Origin of the sequence: Mucilaginibacter sp. dw_454, from assembly GCF_018449775.1 — a bacterium.
GTDB lineage: Bacteria > Bacteroidota > Bacteroidia > Sphingobacteriales > Sphingobacteriaceae > Mucilaginibacter.
This window is the reverse complement of record NZ_JAAVVB010000001.1, coordinates 1158446-1184673: the sequence shown is the minus strand read 5'-3', so window position 1 is coordinate 1184673 and position 26228 is coordinate 1158446. Positions and strand designations below refer to the sequence as shown.

At 42.0% G+C, this 26228-nt stretch carries 27 protein-coding genes and 1 tRNA gene; 16 read left to right on the top strand and 12 right to left on the bottom strand.

Annotation, left to right across the window (positions count from 1 at the left end):
* Positions 1 to 6: 6 nt before the first annotated feature.
* A complete protein-coding gene (locus tag HB679_RS05375; RefSeq protein ID WP_214070903.1) occupies positions 7 to 369 on the top strand; it encodes a hypothetical protein in 363 nt (120 codons plus the stop codon).
* Between the two features lie 112 nt (positions 370 to 481).
* Here HB679_RS05375 and HB679_RS05370 read toward each other — a convergent pair whose 3' ends face one another.
* From HB679_RS05370 to HB679_RS05335, 8 genes are read right to left on the bottom strand one after another with little or no spacing between them, the layout of a single operon-like run.
* Complete coding sequence (locus HB679_RS05370) at positions 482 to 745, bottom strand: phosphopantetheine-binding protein (protein ID WP_214070902.1); 264 nt, start codon at positions 743 to 745, stop codon at positions 482 to 484.
* A 7-nt stretch (positions 746 to 752) separates the two neighbouring features.
* Positions 753 to 2042: an ABC transporter permease gene (locus tag HB679_RS05365; protein ID WP_214070901.1), complete on the bottom strand. Its 1290-nt coding sequence runs from the start codon at positions 2040 to 2042 to the stop codon at positions 753 to 755.
* Entirely contained in the window at positions 2042 to 2797 is a 756-nt protein-coding gene (locus tag HB679_RS05360) for an ABC transporter ATP-binding protein (protein WP_214070900.1), read from the bottom strand. Before HB679_RS05360 ends, HB679_RS05365 begins: the two co-directional genes overlap by 1 nt.
* Positions 2788 to 3804, bottom strand: a complete 1017-nt coding sequence (locus HB679_RS05355) for a BtrH N-terminal domain-containing protein (RefSeq protein WP_214070899.1) — start codon at positions 3802 to 3804, stop codon at positions 2788 to 2790. The genes HB679_RS05360 and HB679_RS05355 overlap by 10 nt, the downstream gene beginning before the upstream one ends.
* Positions 3794 to 4201, bottom strand: a complete 408-nt coding sequence (locus HB679_RS05350) for a hypothetical protein (protein WP_214070898.1) — start codon at positions 4199 to 4201, stop codon at positions 3794 to 3796. The genes HB679_RS05355 and HB679_RS05350 overlap by 11 nt, the downstream gene beginning before the upstream one ends.
* Positions 4202 to 4203: 2 nt before the next feature.
* Positions 4204 to 5343, bottom strand: coding sequence for a beta-ketoacyl-ACP synthase III (locus HB679_RS05345; protein WP_214070897.1), 1140 nt, complete (start codon positions 5341 to 5343; stop codon positions 4204 to 4206).
* A 5-nt stretch (positions 5344 to 5348) separates the two neighbouring features.
* The gene (locus HB679_RS05340) at positions 5349 to 6248 is read right to left on the bottom strand and encodes a hypothetical protein (RefSeq protein ID WP_214070896.1); all 900 of its coding nucleotides are present in this window, start codon (positions 6246 to 6248) and stop codon (positions 5349 to 5351) included.
* A 10-nt stretch (positions 6249 to 6258) separates the two neighbouring features.
* Positions 6259 to 6750, bottom strand: coding sequence for a hypothetical protein (locus HB679_RS05335; protein WP_214070895.1), 492 nt, complete (start codon positions 6748 to 6750; stop codon positions 6259 to 6261).
* 131 nt (positions 6751 to 6881) lie between these two features.
* Here HB679_RS05335 and HB679_RS05330 point away from each other — a divergent pair, with 131 nt between their 5' ends.
* The 6 genes from HB679_RS05330 (at position 6882) to HB679_RS05305 (ending at position 11321) form a co-directional block, all read left to right on the top strand.
* A complete protein-coding gene (locus tag HB679_RS05330) occupies positions 6882 to 7682 on the top strand; it encodes an SDR family oxidoreductase (protein WP_214070894.1) in 801 nt (266 codons plus the stop codon).
* A gap of 99 nt (positions 7683 to 7781) precedes the next feature.
* The gene (locus tag HB679_RS05325; protein WP_214070893.1) at positions 7782 to 8240 is read left to right on the top strand and encodes a 3-hydroxyacyl-ACP dehydratase FabZ family protein; all 459 of its coding nucleotides are present in this window, start codon (positions 7782 to 7784) and stop codon (positions 8238 to 8240) included.
* 8 nt (positions 8241 to 8248) lie between these two features.
* Positions 8249 to 9523 (top strand): beta-ketoacyl-[acyl-carrier-protein] synthase family protein, encoded by a 1275-nt coding sequence (locus tag HB679_RS05320; RefSeq protein ID WP_214070892.1) that lies wholly within the window; start codon positions 8249 to 8251, stop codon positions 9521 to 9523.
* The gene (locus HB679_RS05315; protein WP_214070891.1) at positions 9523 to 9780 is read left to right on the top strand and encodes an acyl carrier protein; all 258 of its coding nucleotides are present in this window, start codon (positions 9523 to 9525) and stop codon (positions 9778 to 9780) included. Before HB679_RS05320 ends, HB679_RS05315 begins: the two co-directional genes overlap by 1 nt.
* Positions 9777 to 10379 carry a 4'-phosphopantetheinyl transferase superfamily protein gene (locus tag HB679_RS05310; RefSeq protein ID WP_214070890.1) on the top strand — a complete coding sequence of 201 codons (603 nt, stop codon included), beginning with the start codon at positions 9777 to 9779 and terminating at the stop codon, positions 10377 to 10379. The genes HB679_RS05315 and HB679_RS05310 overlap by 4 nt, the downstream gene beginning before the upstream one ends.
* A 24-nt stretch (positions 10380 to 10403) precedes the next feature.
* A complete protein-coding gene (locus tag HB679_RS05305) occupies positions 10404 to 11321 on the top strand; it encodes a hypothetical protein (protein ID WP_214070889.1) in 918 nt (305 codons plus the stop codon).
* A gap of 50 nt (positions 11322 to 11371) precedes the next feature.
* Here the strand turns inward: HB679_RS05305 and HB679_RS05300 are convergent, their stop codons facing one another.
* Together HB679_RS05300 and HB679_RS05295 are read right to left on the bottom strand one after the other, a co-directional pair.
* Entirely contained in the window at positions 11372 to 11785 is a 414-nt protein-coding gene (locus HB679_RS05300; protein ID WP_214070888.1) for a hypothetical protein, read from the bottom strand.
* Positions 11786 to 12003: 218 nt separating this feature from the next.
* Complete coding sequence (locus tag HB679_RS05295) at positions 12004 to 12537, bottom strand: hypothetical protein (RefSeq protein WP_214070887.1); 534 nt, start codon at positions 12535 to 12537, stop codon at positions 12004 to 12006.
* Between the two features lie 227 nt (positions 12538 to 12764).
* Between HB679_RS05295 and ald the strand changes: the two genes are divergently transcribed.
* The 7 genes from ald to HB679_RS05260 all read left to right on the top strand — a co-directional run bounded on the left by ald (position 12765) and on the right by HB679_RS05260 (position 23906).
* On the top strand, positions 12765 to 13871 hold the full coding sequence (ald, locus tag HB679_RS05290; protein WP_214070886.1) for an alanine dehydrogenase: 1107 nt from the start codon (positions 12765 to 12767) through the stop codon (positions 13869 to 13871).
* A gap of 771 nt (positions 13872 to 14642) precedes the next feature.
* Entirely contained in the window at positions 14643 to 16268 is a 1626-nt protein-coding gene (locus HB679_RS05285) for a sodium/sugar symporter (protein ID WP_214070885.1), read from the top strand.
* Between the two features lie 21 nt (positions 16269 to 16289).
* Entirely contained in the window at positions 16290 to 17159 is an 870-nt protein-coding gene (locus tag HB679_RS05280) for an inositol oxygenase family protein (protein ID WP_214070884.1), read from the top strand.
* A 60-nt stretch (positions 17160 to 17219) separates the two neighbouring features.
* On the top strand, positions 17220 to 19211 hold the full coding sequence (locus HB679_RS05275; protein WP_214070883.1) for a hypothetical protein: 1992 nt from the start codon (positions 17220 to 17222) through the stop codon (positions 19209 to 19211).
* A 118-nt stretch (positions 19212 to 19329) separates the two neighbouring features.
* A complete protein-coding gene (locus tag HB679_RS05270) occupies positions 19330 to 20076 on the top strand; it encodes an MBL fold metallo-hydrolase (protein WP_214070882.1) in 747 nt (248 codons plus the stop codon).
* 126 nt (positions 20077 to 20202) lie between these two features.
* Positions 20203 to 21111, top strand: coding sequence for a metallophosphoesterase (locus HB679_RS05265; protein ID WP_214070881.1), 909 nt, complete (start codon positions 20203 to 20205; stop codon positions 21109 to 21111).
* 290 nt (positions 21112 to 21401) lie between these two features.
* Positions 21402 to 23906, top strand: a complete 2505-nt coding sequence (locus HB679_RS05260) for a phospholipase C, phosphocholine-specific (RefSeq protein ID WP_214070880.1) — start codon at positions 21402 to 21404, stop codon at positions 23904 to 23906.
* Position 23907: 1 nt separating this feature from the next.
* Here HB679_RS05260 and HB679_RS05255 read toward each other — a convergent pair whose 3' ends face one another.
* Entirely contained in the window at positions 23908 to 24726 is an 819-nt protein-coding gene (locus HB679_RS05255; RefSeq protein WP_214070879.1) for an alpha/beta hydrolase-fold protein, read from the bottom strand.
* 60 nt (positions 24727 to 24786) lie between these two features.
* A tRNA-Gly gene (locus HB679_RS05250) sits at positions 24787 to 24859 on the bottom strand.
* 171 nt (positions 24860 to 25030) lie between these two features.
* On the opposite strand from HB679_RS05250, the gene HB679_RS05245 reads away from it, so the two are divergent.
* Complete coding sequence (locus HB679_RS05245; RefSeq protein WP_214070878.1) at positions 25031 to 25417, top strand: nuclear transport factor 2 family protein; 387 nt, start codon at positions 25031 to 25033, stop codon at positions 25415 to 25417.
* Between the two features lie 165 nt (positions 25418 to 25582).
* Positions 25583 to 26023 carry a hypothetical protein gene (locus HB679_RS05240; RefSeq protein WP_214070877.1) on the top strand — a complete coding sequence of 147 codons (441 nt, stop codon included), beginning with the start codon at positions 25583 to 25585 and terminating at the stop codon, positions 26021 to 26023.
* Positions 26024 to 26228: the final 205 nt, after the last annotated feature.

Here is a 26228-nt window from a genome sequence, read left to right as displayed (position 1 = left end):
TCAATTATGCTTAAAGAACCCCTGCTTAAAATACAATCGCTAATACATCATGAGGGCCGGATAGACGCCGAACTACAAGTAGATCGGCACAGCGAAATATTGGCAGTTCACTTTCCAGGCCAGCCTGTTGTGCCCGGCGCTTGTATGCTGCAAATTGTAAAAGAGATCCTGGCCGATACCCTGAAAACTGAGTTACGTTTGGTGCGTGCCGACAACATTAAGTTTCTTTCGTTGGTTGAGCCATCTGTCAGTATACTACAGCTAAACATTACTTACAAGCAAACCGACAACGATTTTAGAGTAACTGCATCGTTGTTTAATGGCGAAACAACTTATATGAAATTGCAGGGGATTTTTACGCTGAGATAGTCCAAGACGCAAAATATTGCGTCTCTACACGGAGCGAGCACGTTCGCATAAATTATCAATAAACAAAAAGAGACGCTATTTGCGTCTCTCTATAAATCATTTTAGAATATCTCTACTTAGTTCTGTGTTCGATGATATAATCGGCCATGGTATCAATATCAACCAAAGCTTTGCGGCCCTCTTTTGGATCGCGTATGTCTATACCGTATTCTTTTTTAAGTAGAACGATTAGTTCTAACGAGTCGATAGAATCTAAGCCTAAACCGTCACCAAACAACAGATCTTTGTCCCTGATATCGGCAGGCGTAAGGTCGGTCAGGTTTAAAAACTGTATGATCTGTGCTTTTAGTTGTTCTTTTAAGGCTTCTTTTTCCATAAGGTAATTATATCAAATTTTTTCGTTTCAATCCTAAATAAGTTACTATTTGGATAATTACGGTAATAATAAACAAAGAGCCGATATTGTTTAGCACATCGCTTAATTTACCGTTTTGTAAAAATAAACTGTAGTAAGCCTCAAGGCACCAGTGCATGGGCGAGATGTTGGTCAGCGTTTTAGCAATGCCCTGCATAGCAAAGCTCGGCACCATTAAACCACCGATACAAGCCAGTATCACGATAGAGATAGCCCCAAAACCATTAGATTGCTCTTGCGTATTGGCAAACACGCCAACGCAGATAGAATAACTAACCGCACACCAGCCACAAACCAACGTCACCAGGAACAAGGCAAACAGATCTGATGGTAGGTTAAGCGGCGGCAAGCCGATTACCGGAAAAAAACAGATCCCGATAGAAAATATAATGACAGCTTGTATAAGCGTTACCACTAAATAGGTGAGTTGTTTAGATAGTAAACCTACCAGGTAATTAGTAGGCAAGGTTTTCAGACGAATAAAGCTACCACTTACTTTTTCCCTAACCACACTACCACCCAATGACATGATCACGAAGAACATAGCAAAGATTGTCCAGGCAGGCACGTTATGCTGCGATGCATTTGGCGTAGTACGGGTGCCGTCTTTTGAGGTTGGCAGCATATTGATGGTAGTGCTGCTATTCAACATCTCATTTTCCAGGCTTTTAGGCAATTCTTTTTCGTTCGAGTCATAATAAAGCGTCCGCAGCGTTTGGCGCGTCTGTACAATCTGTAAAGCGCTTTGGATAGCGCCCTGGATGGAGAATCGAAGTTGTTCCTGCAAGACAGGGTTGTAATATAAGTTTAAGGCGCTCAGACTCACCGCTGGTTTAGGTGTGCCGGCTTTAACACTATCTGCCTGGCCGCTAAAGGCCGCCATGGCTTTGTCAGAAGCATTTTTAGCTTTTTCATTAACTACCTTCGAAAAATCGGAAGGGATAACCACACCCAGTAAAGCGTCTTTACTCTCCATGTCGCTTGCTATGGCGGCGGCCTTGTCTTTGCTAGTTTGTGTCACGGTAAACATGCCTATCTTATTGACAGATTCGATAAACTGCGTACTTGCCTTACCTGTATCTGTATTGCAGATTACGATAGGTAACTTGTTCTTATTGACCAGTTGAAAAGTGCTGTTTTGAATGCTGGTAACCACAACCACCAAAATGATCGGCATCACGAACATCAACGAGATGCCCACCTTGTCGCGCAACAGGATACGAATGTCTTTTTTGATGGAGATCCAGAGTTTAAACATTAGTTGCGGTAGGCTTTGCCCGTTAGATTAATGAATAATTCCTCTAGACTTTCGTGGTTATGCGCCTTTAACACATCATCAATATGTCCCTGGGTAATGATCTTACCTTCGTCAATCATGGCAATCTCCTCACATAAATCTTCAGCCTCATTTAATTGGTGCGATGTATAGATAAGCGTTGTGCCGGTTTTATTGAGTTCCAACAAATAGTTAATAATAGCCGTACGGGTCTGCACATCTACGCCAACAGTTGGTTCATCTAAAAACAAAACCTGCGGGTTATGGACAACACCAATAGCCAGGTTTACTCTGCGCTTCATCCCGCCCGAGAATTTCTCCACTGGTTTGTTGCGAACATCCTCTAAACCCAAAATCTGTAAAAGCTCGTTTGTGCGGTCGGTAATTTCTTTTTGGGACAGCCCGGCCCAGGCACCAAAGAATTCCAGGTTTTCGGCAGGGGAGAGCTCATGGTAAAAGGAGAAGTCTTGTGGTACAAAACCGAAAAGCTTATTTACTTCTTTGTTTTGTTCGCCGGTTTCTTTACCCAATAGTTTGATGCTGCCATCGGTTACTGATAATACGCCGGTCATGAGATTCATTAAGGTGGTTTTACCCGCACCGTTTGGCCCGAACAGCCCGAAGCGGGTGCCCTTTGCAACCTGCAAATTCAGATCAGCAAACGACACCTTATCGTTATCCGGATAACGAAAGCCCATGTGTTCTATATTGATAGCCAACGCACCGGTTATTGCCATTTTATATTTTTTAGTGCCACAAAGGCTTTTCTTTCTATCTCTGCAATTTGCAACAGGTAATCACCCATCACATTAAAATCTTCCTGACTGCCCAGGCGGCCTTTGTATATGCCTGCAGCCTGGATAGCGCCCTCCCTCCATAAATCGCCGGAAGCGGTAAATTGTGCTGAGATCCCTAACAGATCATCATTAGGGATATAGGCATGTGCCTCTTGCAAAAAAGCACCGTAAATATATCTAAAACCACCGCCGCCTGTACCAATTTCTTCCTGCATACGCACCAGTTGTGCCAGGTATGAACCAGCTTCTTTTTGTCCTAGCTTATTACGCCATTTTTTGATCTTCTTGCCCGTATACGTAATTCCGTTTACCCCGGCTACCGGCCCCATTAGTGGCGATATCATGTTAAATACATTCCTTTTAATGCCGCTTTTAATAGCCGAAACCATCTGCTCGTCGGTAACCGGTTTGCTTTCCTTGGGATAATATAATTGTCCGTTAGGAGCAAGAGCACCTTTGGCAAATCGCACGCGTTCAAGTTCATAGGCAGACATTATGTTTGTACCTTCCATTACGGGGTCGCTCACCATATAGTTGCCATCCTCGGTACCAAAAACAATCAAGTTGTGGGCATTAAAGTGGAAGCGGTATTCTTTTGGAAAATATGGCAGATAATAAACACCCACTTGGCAACCTACCGGGTTGCCCTCGGCCAAACAATCATTCAAGAATTTTTCAGCCGCTTCTTTCGAACTAAACTTTTTACGGACAATCGGGATATCTAACGCCTTGCAAACTCTTTTAAAGATTAAGCCCGGCATACTGCGGAACGCTATTACCGGCCCGTTATTTATTTTGAGGAAGGGAATGTAGACAAAGAATAAACCCGCGCCAATGCCAAAGGCCAAAGGCTCGGTAATTTGCTTAACTCCGCTATTTTTTAACAAGCCTACGGTTACGCCGTTTTCGCAGTGCGCGGCCTGTATGTGGTTAAAGTCAAGCTTCATTAATAGTCATGGTTTTTAAATCGGCCAGGCTCAGGTTGAATGCCTCAGCATACTTTTTTAGTTTTTGTTCGGGCAGGCTATTAAAAACATCGGGTTTTAAGTGCCGTTTTACCTGCCATTGCCAAAAGCCTGTATAGCCGGCCAGTATTTCTATATCCATCAAAGATTTTTCCATGAAGAACAGGATAGGGCTGGCCTCTTTATTTAATACTTTTTGTTTTGCTGTCGCGATGCGTTCTTCGACGTTTTGCCAGGCCGTATCCAGCGCGGTTGTTTTAACGTCCCAGCCGTTACTCAATTCGGTGGTGTATTTGCCATTCTCGTCAGTAGCGTAGCAAACCTCTTTGGTTATTTTGCCCAAAGCGCCTAGGTCCTGCGGAACGTCTTCTTTTTTCATTGTTAAACCACTGTTAACATCGCGTACATATAAGAGAAACGCGAACTTTCAGGAACCAACAATAAGATCTTTTCACCTTTTTTCAAGCGGCCGCTATGGAACAATTCATCTATCATCAAATAAACTGACGCCGCACCCACATTACCTACGGTATATAAGTTGATGAACCATTTTTCGTAAGGGATGCCGCCGCCGTAGATCTCCACCAGATCATAAATTTTACTGCGAAAGAAATTACTGGAGATATGCGGTAAAAAATGGTCGATGTCTTTAGCGGACAATCCTTTTTTATCAAAGATCTCTTTTATCTTTTTACCACCAAGCGGTACGATATTGTCGCTCAATAAATTAATATCCTGCTTAACACTGAAGATTGACTTGGTCATGATCTCTTCCGGCGTATAGTCCATAAAACCTTTCAGGGTTCCATCAGGCTGCTTATCGGCACCCATGTACATACAGGTTTCCATTTCGTTGGCGTATGAAACACCTTCAATCCAGTCTATCCGTAAGCTCAGGCCTTCTTGATTAGGTTCGTCGCTTAATTGAAATGCCGATGCGCCATCAGACAACATCCAGCGTAAAAAATCTTTTTGAAAAGCGATGAACGGATTATCGGTCAGCTCTTTTAGTTTCTGTGCTTCTTCTTCAAATACGTCAGACACCAACAAACCCGAAAAACGTTCAGAACCCGTAGCAACAGCAGATTTGATCTCGCCTGCTTTAATGGCGAGATAGGCAAATTTTAATGAATGCATACCCGCGCAGCAAACGCCTGATGGCGATACGACTTCAATAGGGCCAATCTCTGGCAACCAACCGTGCGTCATTACGCCATGCGACGGCATCATTTGGTCTGGAGATGAGGTACCGCATGAAAGCAGTTCTACCTCATCCATTTTTTTAGGATTGTTCTTAAATAATTCTTTAACTGCCAGGGCAGTCATTTGGGCATTGGTATGTGTTGGTTTGCCACCTTTGCTCAAAGCATAGTACCGGTTGGTAATACCATTATTGCGTAGTACAATGCTTTTTGATTTAGACGGTTTGTCGTTAATGTAGCCCAGGTACAATTCCATGTCCTCGTTAGGTACAGGCTCGTTAGGGAGAAATTTAGATGTATTAGTAATATAAACGGACATACCGGTTAATTTAAATTTAAATAATATTGTTTCTTAGCCTTAATACGTTTAGGCGAAGTGAATCTGAATAAAATACCATCCAGGGTTATCAATATAGGGGCACCCACAAAAAAAGCAATTAACAGGTAATATTTATAAGCCCTTATCCAGGGTAATTTATTTTTTCTTTTAGCTATAAAATTAGCCCAGGCCTTAAAGATCTTGCTGGCCGTACTTTCAATAATCATGAGGTTATAATTCAATACCACAGCTTTATTAGCGTCAAGTTCTGCTTGCAGTCCGTCCCAGTTGTTATCCAGTAAATGAGGGATAACACTTTCGCCAAAAACCCTGGTGTGTTTTATATCCGCATCTGAAACACCGGGAGGGGGGAAAATGTTTAGATAACTGTCTTTTTTTCCATGCAGCATCCAATGGAAAATAGTTACGAAACTTACCGGATTAGGGTGAGTGTCGACCAAAGCAATGTTACCCACCATGTTGGCTTCCGCAGCGCGTAGTAATTTTTTAACCCTTACAAATGCGCTAAGCCACATATTACGTGCGCCGGTAGCGGTGATAACGGGCGTATCTTTCAACACTTCCCTCATCTGTTCGGTCTGCATCAGCGAGTTGAACGGTATGCTGGGAGATAAGAACCAGGCTTGATAACCCAATACAATCAAATCATATTTTTTCTCTTTCAATTTGAAAGGTTGCAGTTCCGCCGGAACATCCAGTTGGCAATCAGGCATCACACTAAAAAAAGTATCGGCTGTCCAGGGGAAGTTAGGCTCATTAACTAAACGTACCCGCACCTTTTCAACCTCAATACCTTCATCAATCAATGGTTGCGTAAAGTTGTCAATGATTTCGCCCAACTGGCCCGACTGCGAATAATATATAGCTAATACCTTTTTACTCATTAGTACAGGGTTAGTTAAGATCGCTTGCTATTAGCACTTTCGATTTTTTCGAATAGTCCTTTATGGCGTTTTGTACTGCGGGTGATAAGTTTTTATAAGCCTTTATAATGATCTGTTTGTCCGCTTCAATATCCTTATTGTACTTAACTATTTTAGGGGCGTGTTCCTGGATAGCTAAACGAAGAAAGTGGTATTCGACATTATCTTTATCTGCCGATATAGCCGGATCAAACTTGATACGGCCGGCCTTGAAAAATTTTAAACGTTGCGAGGGTAGCTTAACTAAACTGGCTTTGCGCATAAGCAGCGCACCGGTGTAGCCCTCTTTTTCTGGCGATGAAGAGTTGACCACTATATCCATCTCTTTTTCAACTTCATCTAAATTACCCCGGTCCATCACCTCGTAAAAGGCAGCTTTATCCAGTTTTTGCTGTATGTTTTTACTCAGAACAACCGCACCCGGCAACAGTAGCAGCAAGGCAAATATTATTCTTGTTTTCATATTTAGTTTATTCGATGTCAGTTGTCACAAATATAGCCAATAATACCATTTTGCCTAATTAAGTGTGCGGCACAAGCTATAAAATTCCAAGAATTCCGTTACTTTTAGACTTTGATATTTACGAAAGTTAAGTGTATTCTAACAATAAACAATTTGACAATAGCTGGGCGCTCATTTTAGGCGGATCAAGCGGGTTTGGACTGGCAGCGGTAGAGAAATTGACAAGCCATGGCATGAATGTGGCGGTGCTTTATCGTGAAACTGCCGCCGCTGAAAGAGCATTAAAAGAGCGGTTTGCCGAGTTAGCATTCGATAATCAAGTAAACATTACCGCACACAATATTAATGCGCTCGACAACGCTGCGCGAATTGCGTTTGTTGAAGAGTTTTCACAAAATAAAAAAGGTAAGGTTAAGCTGCTGTTGCATTCAATCGCCCGCGGCAATTTAAAGCCGTTGATTAATGAGGGTGAAAAAGAAGCTTTAACGCAACAGGATATTCAATTAACCACCTACGCAATGGCCACTAGTATGCTGGATTGGACGAAGGAATTGATTGCTGCCGGCTTATTTCATACTGATGGACGTATCATTGGCTTAACCAGCGAAGGCTCAGATAAATATTGGGAAGGCTATGCCGCGGTAGCTATCGCCAAGGCATCGCTGGAGAGTTTGACTACTTATATGGCCGTCGAACTGGCAAAATATGGTTTGAAAACTAACCTGATTTTAGCTGGAATTACAGCTACGCCATCGTTAAAACGTATACCTGACAGCGAACGGTTAATTCAACATGCCATTGCCAGAAATCCATCCGGAAGAATTACAAAACCAGAAGACGTTGCAAACGTTATATACCTGCTTTGTACAGATGAGGCTGCCTGGATAAACGGCACAATAATACGGGTTGATGGTGGCGAGAATTGCAGGTAACCCCTCCCAACCCTCCCCGAGGGGGAGGACTTTGAATTAATGGTTATTATTGTTGAATTTTTAAAAAGTCTCCCCTTTGGGGAGATTTAGAGGGGTTAAATGAACGATATATTAAAATATTTACCTTACAAATCTTCTTTCCTGTTTGTTGATAATATTACCGCGCTGGACGAAAACGGCGTAACCGGTAATCATACGCTCAAACCGGACGCTTTTTTTTATGAGGATCATTTTCCGGATAATCCTGTTACTCCTGGTGTAATCATCACAGAGGTCATGGCGCAGATTGGTTTGGTGGTTTTGGGTATTTATTTAATGTTGGACGGAAAACCTCATGAAGGCGCGGTGATGCATGCGGATTCATTCCCTTTATTAACGTCAACCAATGTTGATTTTTTTAAAATGGTATTGCCCGGCGAAAAGGTGACTGTAAATTCAAAAAAACAATATTTTCGTTTTGGTAAGTTGAAATGTTTGGTAGAGATGCATAACGCGGATGGCGATTTGGTGGCAAAAGGCGTATTTTCAGGCATCATAAAAAATGCCGTTAAATTATAGATTTAAGAATGGGTAACCGCGTTGTAATTACAGGACTGGGCGTAGTAGCGCCAAACGGGCTGAATATTCCTGATTTTTTGCATGCTATACAAAATGGTATATCTGGCATCCGTTTCGTCCCAGAATATGAGGACTTGAAATTTAATTGCCAGGTTAGCGGTACCCCCGAGTTTGAGTGGGAGCAGTTGCGTAACTATATCAGCGAAACCAGCCTGTATGGTTTAAAGGGTAAGGGTATAGCCTATGGCATTAAAGCAGCTTTAGATGCCTGGATGGATGCCGGTAATGAGATCATTAGCCAGGATACCCTTTGGGAAACAGGCTGCGTATTTGGCAGCAGTGTTGCCGATACCGATGTGATTAAAAACGCTATCAATAGGGTCGATGCCCGCGAATCGAAGAAATTAGGCTCGCGTGTGGTGGAACAAATTATGAATAGTGGTGTTACTGCCTATATATCTGGCCGTTTGGGATTAGGAAATAAGATCATTAATAACTCTGCGGCCTGTGCTACCGGTACGCAATCTATATTAATGGGTTATGAGTACATCAAGTTCGGCATGGCCAAACGTATGGTAGTGGGTAGCTGTGAGTTTGTAGACCGTTATGTTTTTGGCGGATTTGATTCTATGCGCGTATTGTCGCGTAAATATAATGATCAGCCAGCGCGCGCATCACGACCAATGAGTGCTACTGCCGGTGGTTTTGTTCCCGGTTCGGGAGCGGGAGCATTGATTTTAGAAGATCTGGATTTTGCATTAGCCAGGGGCGCTAAAATTTATGGCGAATTAAAAGGCGGCTCAACTAACTCTGGTGGACAGAAAAACGGCGGCAGTATGACAGCGCCGGGTCCGGAAGGAGTAATACGTTGTATTCGTGAAGCGATAACTGACGCAAATATCGACGCCAGCGAAATAGATCTGGTAAGCGGCCATTTGACAGCCACCATTGCCGATAGACTGGAAGTTCAGAACTGGGTAAAGGCTTTAGGGCGTGAAGGAGATGATTTTCCGATGGTAAATTCGTTGAAGTCGATGGTGGGGCATTCATTGAGTGCCGCCGGCTCTATTGAAACAGTTGCGGCAGTTTTGCAATTAAAACATAACTTTGTACACCCTAATTTGAATTTAGAAGACCCAATTCCGGAAATTTTAGATATAATTGGGGAAAAGAATTTGCCTACAACAAGAGTAGACAAGGAGATTAATACTGTTGCAAAAGCCAATTTTGGTTTTGGTGATGTTAACAGTTGCTTAATAATCTCGAAATATAAGAACGACTGATGGATAGAAAAGAGATTTTAATTGAATTAAAAAAAGTACTGACCCCTTACACAGAAAACAAAGAAATGCTGGACGGGATCAATGAGCAAACAGACCTAATAAAAGATTTGAAAATCAACTCGGCTAACCTGGTTGATATCATTATAGATGCCGAAGCCCAATACAATATTGAGATAGATTTTGATGCTGCCGAGAAAATGTACAACGTTGGGAATTGTATTGATGTAATTTCCGAAAAAATCAATAAGCCTGCGTGATAAGCGCGGGCAATGATATTGTCGCATTAAAAGCTGTTGATCAACAGCGAACTCAGAGTCACGCATTCTACTCTAAATTCATCACCCCTGCAGAGTTTGGCCTTCATAATCTCGACGAAATTACTTTAGTGAATTTTGTCTGGTTGCTTTGGTCTGCAAAAGAGTCTGCCTATAAATATTTGAAGCGTAATAATCCTGATTTGATATTTGCTCCGGCTAAACTGACCGTGCAAAAATTAAGCATCCTTAATACTTCAAAAAAAGGGGAGAATGCACATCACCTTTATAAGGGCGAAATCGGGGAGGGAGACATGGTGCTACCTTTTCTTTCAACAATAAATGACGATTTTATTGCCACCGTTATTGATCAAGGCGATGTGCAATGGGCGGTTAAACAGATTGATAATTCTGATCATAAAAGCCAATCAAAAGCCGTCAGAAGCTTTTTATTAGACGGTTTAAAAATTTCTGACGTTTTAATCGAGAAGCATCCGGCCGGCTATCCTATTTTGATAAAAGATGGGCGGGAATTAGACATTGCCGTTTCCTTTGCCCATCATGATAGTTACATATCCTATTGCTATCAAATTCCGAAATAAAAATTAATTCTGCATTTTTACGGCATGCTACCTGTTTCTATTCGCCACTATTTGTTATTTGTTCCAATTGCTGTCGGTTTCTGTGCCTGCAAACTGGATGATCCTATCCAAAACAAAATATCATTTGAAAAGGTAAAGGGCATTAACTATACCGAGGTTCGCCGCAGCTTTGATAGTGGTTTGATATTTAATAAAGATGGCTACCAACTGGCGACTATCTGGAGAGTGATGTTCTTTTCGGACACGGCAGCCAATGTTTATAATCCCGATAAAAAGATCTTCCTGAAATTTAACGTGACACTGGATCATGACTCGATATTTAATATATCAGGTACGTGGTTAAAAGCGATGCATGTAAGCAAGGATAGCCTGGTATTCCAGGTATTGAAGGTTGAAGGTAAAACAGTTTATTATGTTAAATCGAACGTGTATATGACTTTATATGCGGATAAATACATCGCCGACAAACACACTACGGTAGAAGAGTTACGTAAACCTTTAAAACGTGATAGTGCCTACATTATCAAACGTACCGCCGCGATCGATCTCAAACCTGATAGCTTTTTTGCGGCACGGCAACCGGTAAAATTCATTAGTACAACCACACGCGCCACGGTGGTAAAAGAGACTGTAGATGCAGATGCGATGAATAAATGGGATAATTCGGAAGAATATATGTTCCCGGAGTACACTGTCCGCATCAATAAAGCCTATGAAAATTTTTCTTATTCCATCTGGGCCACGGTTGATACCCAAGGGCAGATCCGTTATCAGAAATCTATGACTTATGTGTTTCCGGAGTTTGTTAAATCAACAGATCACACCATACGGGCTATTCTGGATGGTTATATCAAAGCATATTTTAAGGTAATTCCCGGCACTACGCTAGGTATTGTGCATAACAGCGCTATAGCGCTCAACATTATCGGTACAAAAAAATAAAAGCGGAAAGGCTTTTGGCCCTCCCGCTTTCAAAAAAAAACTACAATTAATTATTTCTTTACTGCAGGTTTTGCAGGTGCCTTTGCAGCTGGTTTAACCGGCGCTTTTGCAGCTATCGGTTTAGCAGCGGGTGCTTTTGTGGCGGGCTTCGCAACTGCTTTGGTTGCAGGCTTAGCAGCCGGTTTAGCAACAGGTGCAGCCTTAACAGCTGCAGTTGGCGTTTTAGCTACGCTAACCGGAGCGGCCTTTTTAACAGGCGCTTTAGCAGTTTTGTCGTTGGTTGCTTTTGATAATTTCTTAGCCAAAGTTTTAGCTGCTTTTTCTATAGCTTTTTCTGCTTTTTTGAAGCCAGGGCCAATTTCGCCTACAATGGTTTTTATTTGAGCTGCAATTTTATTACTTAATTCGTTCTTCAAAGCCTTTTTGGCTTTTTTTACGTCGGAGCTGGTTTTGGTTTTTTTCATATGCTGGTACGAAGTCTATAAATTATATTGATTTTGATTTTGCAAAGTTAAGTTAATACAATATGTGTTTAATATTATCTTTATGTTAACAAATATTTGAATATTAAGGTGTTAATTAATTTTACTTAACTTAAGTGTATTGAATATCAATTACTTAATTAAGGTTTAAAAGTTTACAATCATACCCACTTGCTTGCCGTCAAACGTAACCGGGTTCTTCAATAAAAACGTCTTAGTTTATTTCCTGTCTTCCGCTCTGACATATATATGGTAGCATCGAAAAGTAATAGAAAGGCGCCTTGCATTATAATTGCAGAGCCATAACCTTTTGATTGATCGGAGTTTTTCATATTACCGCGATGCTTTAGATAAATCCCCGTACCTATATAAACCAAATCCAAACCACCATTTATCAGGAAGATGTTTTCAATCTTACGTTGTTCGGCCAGGCTTTCCTGTGTTGTGTAGGTTTTGTTCTTATCATGAATGGTACCTACATAACCAGCTAACGCCACGCCCAAGTTAGCCAAATTCCAGATAGTGTTCATCTGGTGAAAGTATTTGGTAGTTCCATTAGCGGTAGCCCAGCCAATGCCGCCAACAGTGATATTTGCCGCCGCCCAGCTCCCCAATAGCTGCATACCTGTATTTTTGATATGGTTACGATCAAAATTTAGCATTTGCAGACTGTCTTGCGCAAAACAGTTAAAGCTGATGACAATAAATGCCAATAGCAGGAGTTTTTTCATCATATGATAAACTTTGAATAAATAGCTTTGTTTGTTATTAATTTTAAGTAAAGTTAGTGTTAGTTAAATGTTGTTAACAAAATTATTGTTGGTAAAATAGCTTTTAACAGATTATTTGCTTAGTTTTGAAGTGTTAAATTAACTGTATCAGAATATAATTCGCTAAACCAGTAATTTTGCCAATTAAGGTAAGGCTATTGGATATTATTTATCTCATAAAGAATACTCAAATGACTATTGGCGTTCCAAAGGAAATTAAAAACAACGAAAACCGTGTAGCCCTAACCCCTGCGGGTGTTGAAGCATTAGTTGCTGCCGGCCACAAAGTATCAGTACAAAAAACAGCAGGCGAGGGTTCAGGCTTTACCGATGCAAGCTACGCAAAAGCCGGCGCAAATTTAGTTGACACTGCTGCCGAAGCCTGGAGCGCCGAAATGGTGATGAAGGTTAAAGAACCTATCGAAATTGAGTTTCAGTATTTCCGTGAGGATTTGGTATTATTTACCTATTTACACCTGGCTGCTGAGCCCAAGTTAACTGATGCTTTATTAAAAAGTAAAATTACCGCAATAGCTTACGAAACCATTCAATTACCAAATGGGCAATTGCCATTGCTTACCCCAATGAGCGAGGTAGCCGGTAGAATGTCTGTACAGGTAGGGGCCAACTTTTTAGAGAAACCTAACGGTGGTAAAGGTGTATTATTAAGTGGTGTGCCGGGTGTGCGCCGCGCTAAGGTTGCTATTATTGGTGGTGGGATTGCTGGTACCAACGCCGCAAAGATTGCCGTAGGCTTAGGTGCCGAGGTAACTATCATTGATAATAACCTGCACAGACTGCGTGAACTAGATGACATTTTTGGTTACCAGGTATCTACACTGGCGTCAAATGCTACTACGATAGCCGATACGGTTAAAAACTCTGACCTGGTAATTGGCGCTGTATTAATCCCGGGTGCTAAATCGCCCAAATTGGTTACAGCGGCTATGGTTGCCGAAATGGAGCCGGGATCAGTAATTGTCGACATAGCGATTGACCAGGGCGGTATGTTTGAAACTGCCGACCACGCTACAACTCATGATAACCCTGTGTATGTAAAACATGGTGTGTTACATTACTCGGTAGGTAATATGCCGGGTGCAGTAGCGCATACTTCAACCTTTGCCTTAACCAATGCTACTTTAGGTTATGCTTTACAGATAGCCAATAAAGGTTATGCAAAAGCATTTGCTGATAATCCGGCTTTATTGAAAGGCTTAAATATTTACAAAGGTACGGTAGCTTACAAAGCCGTTGCCGATGCCTACAAATATGATTTTGTTGAAGCTGAATTTTAAAAATTAACATTTTTGATAATAAAAAAGGCCGCGGTGTAAAATGCGGCCTTTTTTGTGTCTGTTTTTTTGAACAACGAGAGACTAAGTTGTAAGCTCAATAACATTGGCGCCAACTTTCGAAAAATACCATATTTTCAATTGGATCACAGTAATAGGTCAATCGACTACCTGTCGTTTCAATCTATTTCAAAAAACCTTGCAAATTTTTTAATTTTTGAGCTTAATCTTTTAGTCTATGATCAGTGTGTCCAGTTGTTAATATTTGAACCTAACTGTGATGAATTTGGGACATTGTTAAAATATAAAACTTTTTAGTTTAATGTTTTCCTACATAAATCAACTCATTTATAGGTATTTGTGCTGTGCATAACGCCAATTTCAATTCGGCATCTTTTTTGGTTAAAATAAATGTTGACCAAAAGAAAAACGTTATGTTAATCATTATATCACAAATAATATTATTGTTAGTAGCCGTTGCTTTGCCGCTTAGACACAAAAGAATTCGCTTAAGGAAAAATCAACCCAGAGCTTTCTACCGAATAGATACTGACACCACACATGCAAATTACGCCGTTAACGAGTTCGGATTCCTTGAAAAGATAAACCGTGTTAGTCCGGCTAATCAAAAGCCTGAGATGGAGAATTGAAGGTGACGCTGTGCCTAAATGGTTAAGTTATTCATAGGCTCGATATTAGGAATCTGCCATTTGTATATCACGATTATTTTGCGGTAATTCGATATACCAATTCGCAATCCTAATAATCGTTTAAATGAACCACCTTTCTACTACAGACTACGTTGTATTTCTTATTTATTTTATTGTAGTGTCGGGCTACGGGTATTGGGTTTACCGCAGTAAAAAAAGCGCAAACGTTGATACCAAAGATTACTTCCTGGCGCAGGGATCATTAACGTGGTGGGCCATCGGTGCTTCCATCATCGCTTCAAACATATCTTCAGAACATTTTATAGCGATGTCTGGCTCCGGTTTTGCCATGGGGTTGGCTATCTCCAGTTATGAATGGATGGCGGCGGCTACACTCATCATTGTAGCGGTTTTTTTTCTGCCCATCTATATCAAAAACAAAATATATACTATGCCGCAGTTTTTATCTACCCGGTATAATGATACTGTGAGTGGCGTTATGGCTGTGTTTTGGTTGCTGATCTACATTTTCGTTAATCTAACGTCAATATTTTTTTTAGGTGCGCTGGCCATCGAAACTATAACCGGGATATCTTTTAATATATGCGTTATCGCGTTAGCTATTTTCTCGGCTATTATCACTCTAGGTGGGATGAAGGTAATTGGCTACACCGACGTTATCCAGGTATTTGTATTGGTGATGGGCGGATTGGTAACTTGTTACATGGCGCTTCATTTGGTATCGGATAAGTTAGGTGCAAAGACTGTACTGGGTGCACTGCCCATCTTAAGAGATCAGGCTTCAGATCACTTTCATATGATATTTCACAAAGGGGATAAGTATTATGATGACCTGCCTGGTGTAGCCGTGTTAGCGGGTGGTTTATGGATCAATAATTTAAACTACTGGGGTTGTAATCAATACATTGTACAGCGCGCTTTAGGCGCCGATTTAAAGACGGGCCGCAGCGGTTTGATCTTCGCCGCTTTTCTCAAATTGTTGATCCCCGTAATCGTTGTTATTCCGGGTATAGCGGCTTATGTACTTTATCAGCACGGCTACTTCCATACTGAGATGCTTGATAATGGCGTGTTGAAACCAGATCATGCTTACCCTACGTTAATGAATCTTTTACCATCCGGATTAAAAGGCCTTGCCTTCGCCGCGCTTACTGCAGCTATAGTTGCATCGCTGGCAGGTAAGAGCAACAGTATCGCCACCATCTTTACGCTGGATGTATTCAAAAAGCACATCGATAAAAATGCCAGCGAACGCAAGCTGGTTAACGTAGGACGCATTACCGTCGTTGTTGCATCTATCATAGCCATGAGCATAGCGCCAACGTTGCGCACGTTCGATCAGGTATATCAGTTTATACAAGAGTATGTAGGTTTTATATCGCCGGGTATCTTTACTATATTTTTCCTGGGCTTTTTCTGGAAACGTACTACTTCAAGGGCTGCCTTGATCACTGCTATTATCACTATCCCGCTTTCTGTGATATTTAAATATCTGCCACAAATAAGTGGTGGGTATTTTGAGCCGATTCCTTTTCTGCACCGCATGACCTGGGTTTTTGCTATTGTAATGGTGCTCACAATTGTCGTAACTTTATTAGACCCGCAGAGTAAGCATAACAAACAAGCGTTGGAAGTTGACAGCAGTATGTTTAAGGTAACGCCCGGTTTCATTGTTGCTTCAATTGCTATATGCGGTATACTAACCGCTCTTTATACTGTATTTTGGTAAACCAATTAAAACAAAACAGATATGGAAAATCTAAATGAAAAAGACCATTCGCCACTTGCGAATTTGGATGTTTGGGAAGATGATGTTTTGCAAAGATATCCCGAGACGGGGCCGACTAAAAAGAAAGAAGAGTTTAGAAATTATGATTCGCCCGAAATTGATGGCGTGCGTGAGTTTTATCGTCTCAATCATAAATACCAGACTTACGATAACGTACTAGCCAAAAAATCTAATTTTTTAAAGTTTGATAAAATGGAAATGCCATGGTGGAAAGCCATGGAATATTTGAATACGCTGGTTGATGATTCTGACCCTGATATCTCCTTAGACCAACTTCAGCATCTATTGCAAACCGCCGAAGCCATTCGTGCTGACGGTTATCCGGATTGGTTCATTTTAACCGGATTTATACATGACTTAGGCAAAGTGCTTTGCCTGTTTGGCGAGCCGCAATGGAACGTGGTAGGAGATACCTTCCCGGTTGGTTGTGCTTTTTCTGACAAGATAGTCTATCCTGAATTTTTTGCCGCTAACCCGGATATCTACGACGAACGTTTTAATACCAAATATGGCGTTTACTCACACAAATGCGGATTAGACAAGGTGCAAATGTCTTGGGGGCATGATGAGTACCTGTATCAGATCACCAAAGACCATTTGCCTGAGCCTGCGCTGTACATGATTCGGTATCATTCTTTCTACTCGCAACACCGTGAACATGCTTATGAGCATTTACTGGATGCGCACGACAGGGATATGTTTGAGTGGGTAGATAAATTTAATCCTTACGATCTATACTCAAAAAGCCCCAAGGTGCCAGTGGTGTCAGAATTGAAACCTTACTACGAGGACTTAATAGCCAAATACCTGCCGGCTACGGTGAAATTATAAAATTGTAACAAAGAGCCTTTCAGCAATGAAGGGCTCTTTGTGTTTTAATACGTGTTATCTATGAAACTGAAAATCCGTCTCTCTTTCTTATTGGTTTTGTTTGTATTGGCTGCAAATGCACAAAACAAGCCGCGCGATCTCTATTCAGACACCTGGGTAGCAACAGATGCGCTTGGCAGAATCATGCCGACGATTGATTTGGTAGGCCCGGTTAAAAAAGATCATAAAAGGGTAGTAGGTATATTTTATATTACCTGGCACAGCGATAACCTGTCTAAAATGAAATCCCCATATTCTGCTGATGTAAGTAAGGTGCTGGCGGCAGATTCAAACGCACGGTTGGACGCTAAAAATCCGCAATGGAAAGAAGGTTCCTATCACTGGGGTGAGCCGGAGATGGGATACTTTTTAAGTCGCGATGAATATGTTATCCGTAAGGATATGTCGATGTTAAGTGACGCTGGTGTTGATGTTTTGATATTCGACGTAACCAACGCCGTACGCTACTGGGACGAATGGGACACCATTTTTACCGTGATGGAGAAGATGAAAGCTGAAGGTAACAAAGTGCCGCAGATTTGCTTTTGGGCATTTAACGGGCCGGTTATCACCGTAGTGCAGGACCTGTATGATAAGATCTATAAAATCAATAAGTATAAAGATCTTTGGTTTTATTGGGATGGAAAGCCTTTGCTATTATACAACGCTACGCCACAAACCAAGGATGCTACCGGCAATGTACAGGCAAATCCAAATCCACATTATGACGAAGCAGCATTAACCGATAAAAGCAACCCCCACTATGGCAATAAAGATTACACTCAAAAGCTTTACACCGACTATACGCAAGAGGTTAAAAACTTTTTCACTGCTCGCGGCATGTGGTGGGGCTATTATAAATGGGGCGGTAAACGCTATGTAGGCACCGAGGATCATTGGAGCTTTGGTTTTGATCTGGGTGATAAGAAAGTACGCAATCTACCGCCTGATAGTTTGATGGCCACGCACAATGGTCATCGCGAAGAAATGGCGGTAACACCGGCACAGCACCCGGCAAGTATGGTAGGTAAATCATGGTCGCGGGCTAACCAGGAGCCTCAATTGAACGGACATGATCTACCGGTAACTACTTATGTTCCCTGGTTAAAAAAGACAGTAGTAAATCCCCAAGGTTACGGCATATATTTTCAGGAACGTTGGGATGAAGCGTTGAAAGCTGATCCGGAGTTTCTGTACCTGAACGATTGGAACGAATGGACCGCAGGCAAGTATCAGCCGGAGGCAGGCCAGACTTTCGACTTTATGCGACGCAAGAATTCTTATTTTTTTGTCGATCAATACAATGCAGAGTTTAACCGCAGCATTCAACCCATGAAGGGAGGTTATACCGACAATTATTATATGCAAATGGCCGAGAATATCAGAAGGTATAAAGGTGCCCGGCCCGTGCCTGAATTGAAGGGTTTAACCCATATCAGGATCGATGGGGATTTTAATGATTGGGACGCTATTAAGACCGAATATCGGGATACCAGGGGAGATGTGGCTCATCGTGATTATAACGGCTATGGTGGCTTGCATTACCGTGATACATCGGGCCGTAATGATATCGTAACTTGTAAGGTAGCCGTAGCTAATGACGATATTTATTTTTATGCTGAAACGGATCAGCGCCTAACTCCATCAACCGGAAAAAACTGGATGCTGTTATTGATTGATGCTGATAAAAACTCAAACACAGGCTGGTACGGCTATGACTTTATGGTCAATAAGAAGGTCATCGATGCCAAAACAACCACGCTAATGCGTTACGACGCCAAAGCTCCGGGCGACCATTGGGTAACCGCAGCCAAGGTTGATTATCGCTACGCGGGGAATAAGTTAGAAGTAGCTATCCCTAGGTCATTGCTCAAGCTAGTCGGTAAGACACTGACTTTTGATTATCATTGGTGCGATAATCCGGAGGATTTGATCGATCCGATCTCACTAAGTACCAGTGGCGACAGTGCGCCTAACCGCAGGTTTAATTACCGGGTGATCTGGAAAAATTGATTGGAAGAATAAAGACGAGACAACCGGGGCTTTTAAACTTGCGTAATGCTTACAGAGAGATTTCCCAAACATTAAAACTTAACCACAGTTATTTACAAAACATCTAATAACACACAACATGAAACTTAAATTCATCCTGACCCTACTTGTATCAATAGGGTTATTATCTGCAAAAGCGCAACGCCCTGCACCCGATCATGAAACTACCAAAGGCGGCGAGCTAACCATCCAGCCCATTAACCATGCTACTATGGCGCTAACTTATCAGCATAAAACTATTGTTACAGACCCTGTTGGTGGCGCCGATGCTTTTAAAGGCATTGAGGCACCCGATATGATCATCATTACCGATATTCACCCTGATCACCTGGATCCTAAAACTATCGAAGCGATCAACACCAAACACGCTGTAATAGTTGTTCCGCAAGCTGTTGCTGATAAGTTGCCGGCTGCCGATAAAACTAACCTGGTCATTTTAAAAAATGGCGAGAGCGCTGCTAAACTGGGTATCTCCATTGCTGCTATCCCAATGTACAACTTGCCGGAGTCACCAACTGCGTTTCATACTAAGGGTAGAGGCAATGGTTACGTACTAACTATTGGCAGCAAGAAGGTTTATATCTCTGGGGACACGTCGGACATTCCGGAGATGCGCGCATTGAAGGGTATTGACATTGCCTTTGTTTGTATGAACCTGCCGTATACCATGGATGTGAAGACCGCAGCCAGTGGCGTATTGGCATTTAAACCAAAGATAGTTTACCCATATCACTACAAGGGGCAGGACATCAACGAGTTTAAGAAACTGGTAAATGCCGGCAATAAGAATATCGAAGTAAGATTGAGAGATTGGTACGCTAAATAAGACATTCATTGTATAGCTATATGACAAAGACCCGGCATCTGCCGGGTTTTTTGTTTTTAAATAATCGGCAGGTAATGCCACGTTAATATTTTATCTTGTCCTTTGATTTAAAAATCAAAACTGATTATGGAAAGAAGATCGGCTCTGAAGAATCTGGGGGGCTTATTACTGGTGCCATCGTTAACTCTTGGCGCCACCAAGGCTAAACCTAAGCGTGTTTTACGGGTGGCACATATTACAGATGTACACCTGAAAGACAAGTTTGATGCACCTGCAAAGTTTGCCAAATGCCTGCACCACTTGCAGCAGCAAAACCCTAAACCAGATCTGATCCTGAATGGCGGCGACCTGGTGTTTGATATGAATAAAGAGAACCTGAGCACCATCGACGCGCAATGGAATTTGGTGACTAACCTTTATAAATCTGAATGCAGCATACCTACGCACCCTTGCCTGGGTAATCATGATATATGGTGGAGCGAGAATAGCAAAGGGCAGGCTACCTACGGTAAACAATATGCGCTTGATCGCTTAAAGCTGGCTAAGCCTTATTATAGCTTCACTCAGGCAGGCTGGAAGTTTATTGTTTTGGACAGCGTCCACCTGGATATTGACGGCACTTGGTACATTGGTAAACTGGGCGACGAGCAGTTTGCCTGGCTGGAGAGCGAACTAAAAGCAACCGACCCTAACACGCCGATATTGATCATGTCGCATATCCCTATCCTGACAGCTACCAATTTAGTGGACGACGGCGTCGTGAACCGCTGGGTAATGTATGGTGGCGATATGCATACTGATGCCGCTCAGCTTATTCGCCTGTTCTATCAGCATCCCGATGTAAAGCTATGCCTGAGCGGCCATATCCACTTGCGCGAGCGTTTGTTGTATAATAACGTAACCTATATCTGTAACGGTGCCGTAAGCGGAGCGTGGTGGGAGGGTAACAAGCACGAAACTGCGCCCGGCTATGGGTTGATCGACCTTTATGCTGATGGTAGCTTTGAAGAGCAATACATAAATTATCTGGGATAAGTATCCAAGTGATCCACGAGAGAATGTGGATCAATTGGATCACCGTAAAAATTCAAATATTTGATAATCAAATAACTATGAGTAAACTACTTTAATAGTGGATCACTTTGGATCACTTTTTCTGACTTTTAAGTCTTTTTTGGATCGCCCCGATTCTTGTGGAATATCCGGAAATATCGCCCCAAATAAATTTCACAAAGACTTGTCACTGTAACAACGTTGGTACTTAAAGCATGATATGTTAACTTGTGCTTTAAGCTAAATTTACTTTCCGCAAGCAAATTCGTGATATGGAAAACCGTAGAGAATTTTTAAAGAAGGCCGGCCTTTTATCGGGTGGTGCCGCTATGATCAATATGCTGCCGCCTGTTATTCAGAAGGCGATGGCGATTAACCCGGCGCCAGGCAGTACTTTTTATGATGCCGAGCATATCGTTTTCCTGATGCAGGAAAATCGTGCATTCGATCATCAGTTGGGCATGCTGCAAGGGGTGCGTGGTTTTAATGATCCGCGGGCCATTAATCTGCCTGATAAAAATAAAGTTTGGTTACAAACAGATGAGCACGGAAATACCTATGGGCCGTTCCACCTGGACAGAAAACAAACCAAAATAGCCTGGATGGGTTCGTTGCCGCACAACTGGGCCAACCAGACTGATGCCATGAACATGGGCAAGTATGACAACTGGTTAAAGGTTAAAAAATCTGGTAATAAGGATTATCGCAATATGCCTTTAACCCTTGGCTATGGCGACCGCTCTGATTTTCCGTTTTATTATTCACTCGCGGATGCTTTTACCGTGTGCGATCAGAATTTTTGCTCCAGTATTACCGGTACGCATTCTAATCGCCATTACTGGATGACCGGAACCGTGCGCGAAAAGAATACACCCGATGGTCTTGCACACTTATGGAACATTACCCAATATAATTACCCGGAACTGAAATGGAAAACCTATCCGGAGCAGTTGGAAGAAAACGGCATATCCTGGAAAGTTTATCAGAATGAACTAACCATGGCCTATCCGTTAAAAGGTCAGAAAGAGGCTTTGTTAGGTAATTTCGGTACGAACGTGCTGGAATACTTCGACCAGTATAATGTACGCTTACACGAGGGTGGTTTAGCAGGTTTGCAGGATGGTAAAGAAGATCTGCAAAAGCAAATAGCCGAGTTGGAACAACGGACAGGCGATCCGAGAGCCTCGCAAAAAGCCATTGCCGCCAGAAGGCTGCTGGCCAGCGTAGAGGCTGCACAACAAAAATACACGCAGGAGAAATTTGACAGCCTGCCTGAGCAAAGTAAAAACATTCATACCAAGGCATTTAGCATCAATAGCGCCGACCCTGATTTTCATGACCTGGAAACGCTGCAATATAATGATAACGGCACTGAGCGTAGTTTAAACGCCCCTAAAGGTGATGTTTTCCATCAGTTTAGAGAAGATGTTAAAAACGATAAGTTGCCTACGGTTTCATGGTTGATGCCGCCGGGTAACTTCTCTGATCATCCGGGCGAGCCATGGTTTGGCCCTTGGTACGTAAGTGAAGCAATGGAGATATTGTTGGAGAATCCAGAAGTTTGGAAAAAGACGATTTTTATTTTGACTTACGATGAGAATGACGGTTTCTTTGACCACGTTCCGCCGTTTATAGTTCCTGATCCTTATAAAAATGATGCGGGCAAGGTTTCTAAAGATATCGATGCGAAACTGGATTTTGTGCTGCGCAATCAGCAACATAATCCTTCTGAAGATCCTAAAAATATCCGCGAGGCATCGATGGGTTTAGGTTACCGTGTACCAATGATCATCTGCTCGCCATGGACGCGTGGTGGTTTTGTTAACTCGGAGGTTTTTGACCATACCTCATCGCTGCAATTCATCGAAAACTTTATTGAGAAAAAGACCGGCAAAAAAATCGCCGGAGAGAACATTACCCAATGGCGCCGTACCATTTGCGGCGATCTGACTTCGGCTTTCAGGCCATACAATGGCGAAAAAATAGAAAAACCGGTGTTTTTGGATAAGGATAAGTTTATGGAGGACATTCACCAGGCTCAATTTAAACAGGTGCCTGATAACTTCAAGAAACTAAACAGCGACGAGATAGCAAAGATCAATACAGATCACCGTAATTCGCCCGATTTCCCTCAGCAGGAAAAAGGAATACGCCCGGCTTGTGCTTTGCCTTACGAACTGTATACAGACGGTCAGTTTAATAAAGCTAAAAATGCATACGAGCTAACCTTCAAAGCGGGTAACAATGTCTTCGGTAAAAAAGCTGCCGGCTCGGCATTTAAGGTCTATGCCATGAATCCTTTTAAAGGCGAAACATTACGTGCCTGGGATTATAGCGCGTCTGCCGGTGATACGCTACAGGACGAATGGACATTGAATGATTTTGAGAATGGAAATTACCATTTACGCGTATACGGACCCAATGGCTTTTACCGTGAGTTAATGGGTAACGGCAATAACCCGCTCATTACCGTTAGTTGCGATTATGAACGCAGGGCTTTTAAGTTAACCGGTAATGTAATTGTAAAAGTAACCAATCATGACAGTCAGCCTCATACGGTTTTGTTAACAGACAACAGTTATGGTACCACAGAGCAAACCAAAACAGTTGCGCAAGGTGGAAGCATCATATTTTCGCAAAACCTGGAAAAATCATTTAACTGGTATGACGTCAGCCTAAAGGTAAACGGACATAACGATTTTGAAGAGCGCTTTGCAGGTAGGGTAGAGACAGGGTCGGTTACAAAGACAGACCCATTAATGGGTGGGGTGGTTTAAATCACTGATACAACCACTTAAAAGCGTTAAATATAGCGGGGTGCCCTATGGTAGCATGATCTTCCTGGGGCAGATAATCAAAATAGATCGCTACGTTTTTGCCTGGTAAGTTTTTGAGTTTTTCGGCAAGCAGATTGGCGTCTACCTCCATGATATGCGGCTGTTCACTTGGGCTTAGGCCCTCCTTGCCAACTCCGATATAAACCCGAATAGGTTTTTGTATCGATGCTGCTTTTAACGAAAGGAGAGAGCCATTATCCCACCAAAGGCTGGGACTGATGATAAGGTAATGATCAAATAGCGGCGGATTTTTCAGTAAAATCTCAGTAGCCAATAAACCGCCTAGTGACTCGCCGATTAACGTTTTTTGTTTGTTTACCGGGTAATTTTTTTGGATGTACGGTTGAAGTTCTTTTTCTAAAAATGCTATAAAATTACCTGAATGTCCTGCTTTTGGATAAGTAGTTTTCTCTTTTTTAACTGAAGTAGGGTAAGTGAAATCCCGCAGCCTGTCTACGTTAACAATGCCTACTACGATGGATTTAGGTACGCGTTTTATCCACGGGAAACTATCAAACTGAACCAAACCCGTCACGTGGATAAAATCTTCATCCAAGCCACCATCTAACAAATAGATTACTGAATAACGAGTTGTGTCTCCGGAATGATAACCTTCGGGCAGGTAGATATTCAATCTACGGGTTTCGCCTAGTTCTTTTGAATATAGTTGTACTGTTTCGCCCAAAGTTATTGGGGTGTGTTGCGCATAGGTAAAGTTGGCTATGAAGAATAACAGAATGGTCAATAATGGGCGGTTCATTTAACAAATATAAAAACCTTAAAAATAAAAAAGCCCATTCTCAAAAGAGAAAGGGCTATGAGCGAAAGACGAGATTCGAACTCGCGACCCCGACCTTGGCAAGGTCGTGCTCTACCAACTGAGCTACTTTCGCGTTGGGGTTGCAAATATAGGGAGATTTATATTTTGTGCAAGTGGAAAATGTATTTCGATTGATCGTTCTATAATTGCCTGACTTTTGTCGCAAAACGACCTATCTAAGTCTCGTTTGTACATCTTGATTTCCAATGTACTACACTACCTTTGACATATCAAGCTCAACAAAATGACAAACGAAGAAAAGATTAGAACGCTCATTGAAAATTGGGCGCTGGCCGTAAGAAACAAAGATATCGACGGAATACTGGCATATCACGCTGACGATATAGTGATGTATGATGTACCTGCGCCTTTCCAGTCGGTTGGGACAGAGGCTTACCGTAAAACATGGGATATTTTTTTCAAGTATACCAAACCAGGAGTATTTGATATCGATGAGTTGCATATTATCGCAGACGAGCATATTGCATTTTGTTATGCGACTATGAAATGTTCAGACAGTGCTGATACCGGGGACTATGTTGAATTGCCATTCAGATTGACCATCGGCCTGAAAAAAATAGTCGACCAGTGGATAATCATTCACGAACATCACTCTATACCTGCGAATTAATTTACTCAACTTTTGGGTAAATTCTTCTGCGTTATGGGGAATGTGTTTCTCTTTTAAGGATAAAGTCCATGCCTGTTAACTAAAAGCTTTAGTTGGATTGCTTTTTGATTAACCGTCGTTGTGGTTATACTATGCGGGTGGCATAGTCAACCAACGAATACGACTGTGAAACCGATCTGCACAATTATACTTCTGCTGCTATTAACAAGCTGTGTAAAAACCGGTATTGCACCGGCTTCTTCAAAACCCAGCACACCAACTATCACAGCCGACTCCTTAAGCGTTAACACCATTACCCCCCACGCTGACACAATAAATACTTACGATTGGTATAACGGTACAAAAGGCACCGCTTTAATACAGGTTACCTGTACCGACTGTAACGCCATAGCAACTATTGGTAATACTACTGCACCATTTTTATTTAATGCGCAAGGGGTGGGGCGGCTTAAATACACCCCGTCACCAGGTTTGTCTATTTACATAGCAGTATGTCCGAGCAACGCCAAAGCATTTAAAGCTGAGATTTTTGACGCGGCAAATGCTGCATTATATAGTTATACTGGTGTGGGCGGGAATTGGAGTGATACTTTTGTTATTCAATAAATAGCGTACAGCCCTAACCTGTTTAGTTAGCTTTCCCGTGCTGTTATCGACGTTGTCACCCAAATACGATACACGTGCAAATTTGTCCTGATAATTGTAGAGCGGATTTTGGCAAAATATGAAGAGAAAAATTCAGATAATAAATGTGACGAATAACTGTAGTTTTCCTTTTGAACACCACAATTTTTAGTTTAATAAATGTTAT

Bases quoted from the DNA above. Each gene is read 5' to 3' on its own strand.
- HB679_RS05375 (WP_214070903.1), top strand. From the start codon at position 7: ATGCTTAAAGAACCCCTGCTTAAAATACAATCGCTAATACATCATGAG.
- HB679_RS05370 (WP_214070902.1), bottom strand. From the start codon at position 745: ATGGAAAAAGAAGCCTTAAAAGAACAACTAAAAGCACAGATCATACAG.
- HB679_RS05365 (WP_214070901.1), bottom strand. From the start codon at position 2,042: ATGTTTAAACTCTGGATCTCCATCAAAAAAGACATTCGTATCCTGTTG.
- HB679_RS05360 (WP_214070900.1), bottom strand. From the start codon at position 2,797: ATGGCAATAACCGGTGCGTTGGCTATCAATATAGAACACATGGGCTTT.
- HB679_RS05355 (WP_214070899.1), bottom strand. From the start codon at position 3,804: ATGAAGCTTGACTTTAACCACATACAGGCCGCGCACTGCGAAAACGGC.
- HB679_RS05350 (WP_214070898.1), bottom strand. From the start codon at position 4,201: ATGAAAAAAGAAGACGTTCCGCAGGACCTAGGCGCTTTGGGCAAAATA.
- HB679_RS05345 (WP_214070897.1), bottom strand. From the start codon at position 5,343: ATGTCCGTTTATATTACTAATACATCTAAATTTCTCCCTAACGAGCCT.
- HB679_RS05340 (WP_214070896.1), bottom strand. From the start codon at position 6,248: ATGAGTAAAAAGGTATTAGCTATATATTATTCGCAGTCGGGCCAGTTG.
- HB679_RS05335 (WP_214070895.1), bottom strand. From the start codon at position 6,750: ATGAAAACAAGAATAATATTTGCCTTGCTGCTACTGTTGCCGGGTGCG.
- HB679_RS05325 (WP_214070893.1), top strand. From the start codon at position 7,782: ATGAACGATATATTAAAATATTTACCTTACAAATCTTCTTTCCTGTTT.
- HB679_RS05320 (WP_214070892.1), top strand. From the start codon at position 8,249: ATGGGTAACCGCGTTGTAATTACAGGACTGGGCGTAGTAGCGCCAAAC.
- HB679_RS05315 (WP_214070891.1), top strand. From the start codon at position 9,523: ATGGATAGAAAAGAGATTTTAATTGAATTAAAAAAAGTACTGACCCCT.
- HB679_RS05305 (WP_214070889.1), top strand. From the start codon at position 10,404: ATGCTACCTGTTTCTATTCGCCACTATTTGTTATTTGTTCCAATTGCT.
- HB679_RS05300 (WP_214070888.1), bottom strand. From the start codon at position 11,785: ATGAAAAAAACCAAAACCAGCTCCGACGTAAAAAAAGCCAAAAAGGCT.
- HB679_RS05295 (WP_214070887.1), bottom strand. From the start codon at position 12,537: ATGATGAAAAAACTCCTGCTATTGGCATTTATTGTCATCAGCTTTAAC.
- ald (WP_214070886.1), top strand. From the start codon at position 12,765: ATGACTATTGGCGTTCCAAAGGAAATTAAAAACAACGAAAACCGTGTA.
- HB679_RS05285 (WP_214070885.1), top strand. From the start codon at position 14,643: ATGAACCACCTTTCTACTACAGACTACGTTGTATTTCTTATTTATTTT.
- HB679_RS05280 (WP_214070884.1), top strand. From the start codon at position 16,290: ATGGAAAATCTAAATGAAAAAGACCATTCGCCACTTGCGAATTTGGAT.
- HB679_RS05275 (WP_214070883.1), top strand. From the start codon at position 17,220: ATGAAACTGAAAATCCGTCTCTCTTTCTTATTGGTTTTGTTTGTATTG.
- HB679_RS05270 (WP_214070882.1), top strand. From the start codon at position 19,330: ATGAAACTTAAATTCATCCTGACCCTACTTGTATCAATAGGGTTATTA.
- HB679_RS05265 (WP_214070881.1), top strand. From the start codon at position 20,203: ATGGAAAGAAGATCGGCTCTGAAGAATCTGGGGGGCTTATTACTGGTG.
- HB679_RS05260 (WP_214070880.1), top strand. From the start codon at position 21,402: ATGGAAAACCGTAGAGAATTTTTAAAGAAGGCCGGCCTTTTATCGGGT.
- HB679_RS05255 (WP_214070879.1), bottom strand. From the start codon at position 24,726: ATGAACCGCCCATTATTGACCATTCTGTTATTCTTCATAGCCAACTTT.
- HB679_RS05245 (WP_214070878.1), top strand. From the start codon at position 25,031: ATGACAAACGAAGAAAAGATTAGAACGCTCATTGAAAATTGGGCGCTG.